The organism is Mesorhizobium sp. M7A.F.Ca.US.002.01.1.1 (genome assembly GCF_004022955.1).
GTDB lineage: Bacteria > Pseudomonadota > Alphaproteobacteria > Rhizobiales > Rhizobiaceae > Mesorhizobium > Mesorhizobium ciceri.
Window position 1 is genome coordinate 1 of record NZ_RZQE01000351.1, and the last position, 6258, is coordinate 6258.

General features: G+C 59.9%; 5 protein-coding genes and 2 pseudogenes. 1 reads left to right on the top strand and 6 read right to left on the bottom strand.

Annotated features, from left to right (window positions below; all coding sequences use genetic code 11):
- Positions 1 to 443 precede the first annotated feature (443 nt).
- From EN932_RS26085 to EN932_RS26105, 6 genes and pseudogenes are all read right to left on the bottom strand, one after another.
- A complete protein-coding gene (locus EN932_RS26085) occupies positions 444 to 992 on the bottom strand; it encodes a hypothetical protein (protein ID WP_127370476.1) in 549 nt (182 codons plus the stop codon).
- A gap of 9 nt (positions 993 to 1001) precedes the next feature.
- Positions 1002 to 2177: a zinc-dependent alcohol dehydrogenase gene (locus tag EN932_RS26090; protein ID WP_127366655.1), complete on the bottom strand. Its 1176-nt coding sequence runs from the start codon at positions 2175 to 2177 to the stop codon at positions 1002 to 1004.
- Positions 2178 to 2391: 214 nt separating this feature from the next.
- On the bottom strand, positions 2392 to 2601 hold the full coding sequence (locus EN932_RS39080) for a hypothetical protein (protein ID WP_245483325.1): 210 nt from the start codon (positions 2599 to 2601) through the stop codon (positions 2392 to 2394).
- Positions 2598 to 2744, bottom strand: coding sequence for a hypothetical protein (locus EN932_RS39085; RefSeq protein WP_245483326.1), 147 nt, complete (start codon positions 2742 to 2744; stop codon positions 2598 to 2600). Before EN932_RS39085 ends, EN932_RS39080 begins: the two co-directional genes overlap by 4 nt.
- A gap of 501 nt (positions 2745 to 3245) precedes the next feature.
- Positions 3246 to 3497 (bottom strand): annotated as a pseudogene (locus EN932_RS26100) (DUF2269 family protein); the annotation flags it as partial.
- 1211 nt (positions 3498 to 4708) lie between these two features.
- Positions 4709 to 5107, bottom strand: coding sequence for an MAPEG family protein (locus tag EN932_RS26105; RefSeq protein ID WP_127366653.1), 399 nt, complete (start codon positions 5105 to 5107; stop codon positions 4709 to 4711).
- Positions 5108 to 5196: 89 nt separating this feature from the next.
- Between EN932_RS26105 and EN932_RS26110 the strand changes: the two are divergent.
- Positions 5197 to 6258: pseudogene (locus tag EN932_RS26110) on the top strand (fimbria/pilus outer membrane usher protein); the annotation flags it as partial.

Sequence of the window (6258 nt, forward strand, 5' to 3'; positions counted from 1 at the left end):
GTGCTGGCTGCCGGCGAGCCGAATTATCCCTTGCCCTGGGCGGTTGCGCAAGAACTACATCCGCAGCCTGAGCGAAGGCAGATTGGTGTCACTGGCCGTCATCGTCTCGAAACTGCCTGACCGGAGCCTTGATCGCGAAGGGGCAGAAACAAAAAACCCGCCTTGGCGGACGGAAGTTGGCGGACCCGCTACGCCACCATCATCACCGATGCTGACGGCCGGGAAATCGTCAGCGCCATCGGCGAATTCGCAGGCACTGCGCCCCACCCACGCCTGGGGCGTGTCGAGCAGGTCGCATCCGGCGTAGAAATCGGCATGTGCAGGATGGGGCCGGATCGATAGCAAGTTGCGCGGCTACGATCTCGCTCGAGCTCAAAATCGGTAACCTGGTTTTAGGGCTGGAAACCCAGACTAGCTTATAGCGGAAGGTTTCGGCAACTCTGTCAGGCGGCGCCGGACTCCTGGCCGCGCTCAGAGCGGGCAAAGTCGCGGGCTGCGGCAGTGCCTGCGGGAAAGCCGCTGCGATCGCTGTAGTCGCGCGGCTTGGTCCCCCTGCGAGAGTGGCGCGCGGTGACGCCTTTCGCACCGATGATGTCGAGCAAAGCGATGCCGGCGACCACGGCAAGCGCAATGCCCACGTTGTCGCGCTTTGGATTGTCATGCCGATAAGCTGACAGCAACGTCGCGATGTCCAGGCCGTCGCCAGCCACCCGGCTCCAAAGCCCAGCCTGCTTGTCCACGGAAAGCGAGAGTATGCCGCTGCTTATCTCCCGCGCCCCATAGGCTCGGATGAGATCTTGCTTGCCGCTCATGCCGAGCGCACCGGCAATCCGCTCGGCACCAACCAGCTCGACGACACCCAGCGCGATGCTGAACCAGCCGAGCTTGCGGGCAAGGCCATCGAAGGCATCGGCCACACTCGGCCCGGCCTGCAGCACTTTGGGATCGCCAGGCGATCGGGTGATGTTGGTGAGTTTAGCGACCACGTTCATGACGATTCCCTACGGTTTCAAAACAACCTTGATGCAGCTGTCCTGCTTGTCGCGGAACACCTTGTACATCTCGGGTCCCTGCTCGAGCCCGACGGTATGGGTGATGACGAAGGAAGGGTCGATCTGGCCGTCCACGATGCGGCGCAGCAGATCCTCGGTCCAACGGGTGACATGGGTCTGCCCCATGCGGAAGGTGAGGCCCTTGTTCATCGCCTGTCCCATCGGAATCTTGTCGACCAGCCCGCTGTAGACGCCGGGGATCGAGATCACGCCGGCCGGCCGGCAGACATAGATCATCTCGCGCAACACATGCGGTCGATCATTTTCCATCAGCATCAACTGCTTTGCGCGATCGTAGACGGTGTCGGGCTGGGCCAGCGAGACATGGCTTTCCATGCCGACGCAATCGATGCACTTCTCCGGGCCATTTGCGCCGGTGAGTTCCTGCAGCCGTTCGACGACACTTTCCTCGGCGAAATTAATGGTGATGGCACCGCCGGCCGCCCCCATGGAAAGCCGTTCCGGCAGGCAATCGATCGCCACCACCTGTTTGGCGCCGAGCAGCAGGGCACTGCGTATTGCCATCTGCCCGACTGGGCCGCAGCCCCACACCGCAACCGTATCCGTAGGCTCTATGTCGCACTGTGCCGCGGCCTGCCATCCGGTGGGAAAAATATCGCCGAGGAAGAGAACCTGCTCGTCGGTAAGGTTGTCAGGCACCTTTAGGTGCGTGGCGTCGGCGAACGGCACCCGCAGGTATTCCGCCTGTCCCCCGGGATAGCCGCCCGTCAAATGGGTGTAGCCAAACAGACCAGCGGTGGTGTGCCCGAACACCTTGTCGCCGAGGTTCTTCTTGCGGTTCGTACGTTCGCAAACCGAAAAGTTCTGTCTCTTGCACTGGTCGCACTCACCGCAGATTATGGTGAACGGTACGACAATGCGGTCTCCCTTCTTCAGAGCGCCGTTGACGCCCCTGCCGACCTCCACGACCTCTCCCATCATCTCGTGGCCCATAATGTCGCCTGGCAGCATGGCTGGCACGTAGTTGTGGTAAAGGTGAAGGTCGGAGCCGCAGATGGCACAACTCGTCACCTTGATAATCGCGTCCCGTTCATCCTCAATTTCTGGATCGGAGACCTGATCGCAGCGTATGTCTTCCTTACCGTGCCAGACCAACGCACGCATAGCCCGCTCCTCTGTTGGCAAGGTCGATCGGGACCCGCGCTTGGCAAGCGGGCCATGCTATTCATCGACCGTGCCCGCCGCCTGTCGAACCGCAATGGCCGACCTATGTTCCGGGAGCTTGAGAGAATATTTTGGGCCATTCCAAACGGCGCCTTCGCCTGACCGCGACTCGCTTGCCGCTCCGTCTGAAGTCGGCTCCTCAGTCTTGATGCAGCTACGGCATGTCTTCGTTGTTTGTGCCATGCACGTTGGAGCCGTGCAGGAGGGACTGGATTTCGTCTAGATCGATGTTGCCGTCACCATTCTCATCGATGCTATTGAACATCCTGCCGACCGCGCTTTGAACCTCGGCCTCGGACAGTGACCTGTCGCCATCCGTGTCCAACAGGCCGAACATAAGTCGCATGCCGGCACCGCGCATCATTTGGTGACCACGGTGTCGAGCCATTCTGTGTCCTCTGCCCCAGTCGCCACGATTTCGCCAATGGTCGCCATGCCGGCTAGCTTCATCGGGGCGGTCAGCATGCCCGTTGCGGTCGCCCTGGTCGTTGCGGCTATCTTCGTCACGGAAAGCTTCTTCAGAACCGCGATCCTGGTGCATCCTCTCCCGGACAGCTTGCTCAACCATCTGGCGGATTATTTCGCGTGTCTGTTCACCCCCCTGTCCGTTTGCGTTCGACCCGGCGCCGGGCTGTTCGGTCGCCGTCGTGGGTGCAGGCGTCGTGGGTGCCGGTGTTCCGCTTGACTGGGCGAGCGCCGGGGACGTGAAGGCTATGAAAGTGGCGGCGGCGGCCGTCGTGCTGTGTGGAAATCTCATGGCATGCCTCCATCGAACCATCGGCCGTGTTTGTTTGGGTCAAACTGGGGCTCGGTCTGATTGTTCCCTCAAGGGGATGAGGTCACGGCGAAGTTACAGGCCATGTGCCCGTGGGCGCAGGGCGACCACAACCAGAATGGTGGAGATGGTGATGGCATTCATGTCGTCGTAGCCGCCTTCTGGAATGGCGGAACGTGCCAAGGTGTTGCAGCGCTGTGGTGGAGCTTGCTTCGCTGCCGCGGCCTGCAGGGCGAGAGATCGCGCATCTCGATCTGCATCCACACGACTGGAAGCCAGAACAGGCCGGTAATGAGGTAAAGCAGGATCGAAAAGCGCAATCCACCCCTCGGTCGGCGAATAGGCGGAATGCCAGGCGAGGGCATGAGCCACCACCGCGGTTGCAGTGAACACGAATTCAGCGATCACGCGATGCGTGCGACCGTTACGATGGTCGCGGAATTTGCGGTCTGATGGGCGAGCAGCATGAACAAGGCGATGCCGGCCGGACGGCGAGTTGTTCGCAGACCGCCTCGGACGGTTCAGTGCAAGGATCAAATCCCCCTGCGCCGCTCATGGACGCAGCGCCAGCTCAGGAACCTGATCGGCGGGATCCGCGATGTTCATGGACCCGATTCCCGGCGGAAGTGCGGCATGTGGGCTGGATCGTTTGACAAGCGATCGGAATGTCAGGAAACCAGAGCGAGGCGGCGCGGCACAACCGGCGGCCAGCGCCTTGGCGAAGGTCACGCATGTCGACCTGCTGACCGCACGTCGGACAGATGTAGGAATATCCTTCTTGGGCTCGCCGCTGTAGAGCTTGCCGGGAATTGATCCACCAAGATCGGATTGCTCGTCATATCCATCGACTTGTCTCAAATGTTACCGAACTGTTCTGCGCATATTCCCGTCGCTCGGTCAAAGTCTAACGATCAGGGAAGCACATTGGAAAGCACATGCGGTAACGGTTGATTCAACCATTGCTGGTATGTTGGTGTGGGTGGCGGCTCCGACAGTTGGGCGGGCGCTTCAGTGCCGGAGCCGCCTGCGCAGTCCGGTTGGGGTTTGACCGCGCCGTCCTATAATGGGACAGCGCGGTCAACGATTCGTTAAAATGCTCCGGAGCTAATTAAACGTGTGCTAAATTGAATCGCAGTGTTGCGAGTCAGCTCATGCGTTTGAAGGTCATCAGGCTATCGCGCAGGAAGGGCGAGGCGGTGTTAGCCGTCAGTCATTCTATCTCACGCGCTGACGACCTCTGGCGCATTCCAAGTCATCAATTGTGACATCAGCCGTTGAATCGACGCCGGTCCAACCGCCTGCTTCGTATTCGTTTCGCCGGAACCACCGATAGCTTCGCCCGTTGCTAAGCTGCCCCGTGACACACGAAATCATCGATCACTGCTTGATGTATGGCTAGCGACGGTGACTCACCAAAGACATGAACTCAGAAAAGAAACCAACGAAAGCTGGACCGTGTTTAACGTGTTGACTGGGCAGCCAGCAGACCCGTGGGCGCTCCGGCTAAGCTATGCCCGGACTCTTGTTCGCCTTTTGAACGCTGTCGAGTTGAAGCGAAAGGTCACTCGAAGTGACCTCTAAATACGCACTGCTGAAACACATCGGGAGCCGTTGGCAAAGCCACCGTTCCGTGGTCACCTACCTGAGACTCTCGCCCGATAGCAGAGGGTGACGTGGCAAGGCTTGAGCGCCCAACCTATGCCTGCAGCATCAAGAATATGATCCTGCCAAGAGCGCCTAAGAGCAGGGCGAATGCGGCGAAAGATTGAATAAAGAAGCCGGGGTACCGCTTCAGCGGTGCCGACAGGTAACCGATGAAGTAGGCAATCCTTCCCATTATCCAAAGCAGTCCCAGTGCAGCCGCCCATGGCGCGCTCCAGTAGACCGCGAAAAGGCACATCGACGGAAGAAAGTCCGGCAGCCATTCGATCGAGTTTGAATTAGCGCGGATTGTCCGCTCAAGCAGCGGATCCCCAGTCATGGTCGGGGCGAGAACGCCCGTCCTCTTGTGGGTTCTGGCGACTGTCAGCGCCATGCCAAAAATCATTAGGCTGCAAAGCAGCGTCACAATAGCCACCGAGAAATACCGTTCCATGCCTGCCTCCTCTCGTCGCGGAACAGGCAGGCAAGCAAAGGTTGTCGCCATGTGAAGCAGGTCGGCCTGAAGCCCGTAGATAGCGCAAAAACGCGTCTCTGGAAATGAGCTACGAAGGGTGGTCGATCTACGGTCGCATCCAACGCGCCTTCGGCGACTATGATGACATCGCCGCGGTGACGGCAGAGCCGACGTTGTCAGAGCCCGGTGACGTGCCGATCTTCAGCGCGGGCGTGCCTCGCGCAATAGACCAGCTCACGCTCAGCATCCCGGCGCCGATAGATTTTTCCAGCCTCAATCTCTCCTATACGCATCTTGAAAGTGCCGAAGGCCAGAAGAGCCAGATCGTTGGCCTTTCCTACAGCCAACAGATATTCAAGCGAAGCAGCCTCTATGCCACTGCCTTTACCGACCTTGAGGATAGCGGCAGCTTTGGAGTCTTGGCCGGCCTATCGGTTCCGTTCGGTGACGATATCACCGCTTCCACGGGAATAGAGCAGGGACCGGACGGCCTGAATGTCGTCGCCGACATCGCCAAGTCGGAGCGGTTGGAAGACGGCAGCATTGGCTGGCGAGCACGAACCTCGGAAGGCGACACGCCCAACCGGTCGGCCGCAGCAAGCTATCGCGCGCGCTTCGCCCGCTTCGAGGCTGGCGTCCAACAATACGGGAAGGACGTGCGGGCAACTGCGCAAATGGATGGCGCGATTGCCGTGGCAGGCGGCGGGGTCTTTGCCACAAATCGCATAGACGATGCTTTCGCCGTGGTCGAAGTCGGCGCTCCTGATGTCGACGTCCAGTTCCAGAACAGGCCGGTGGGGAAGACCAATCGGCAAGGGCGCATCCTGGTCCCCGGGCTTAACTCCTACGAACCGAACACGGTCTCCATCGATCCAAAGAATCTGCCAGTGAATGCGGACGTTCCGGCAACCAAGGAAGTCGTGATGCCAGCCGATCGCAGGGGGGTCGTGGTGAAGTTCGGTGTTTCGGAAGCGCCCGAAGCAGCGGTCGTCACTCTGGTCGACAGCACAGGGACCCCTTTGGAAGCCGGCCTGAAGGGGCGCATGGAGGCTGGCTCCGAAGAGTTTGTCATCGGCTACGATGGTGAGGCGTACATTCGAGGCTTAAGCGCACAGAACACGGTCGTGATC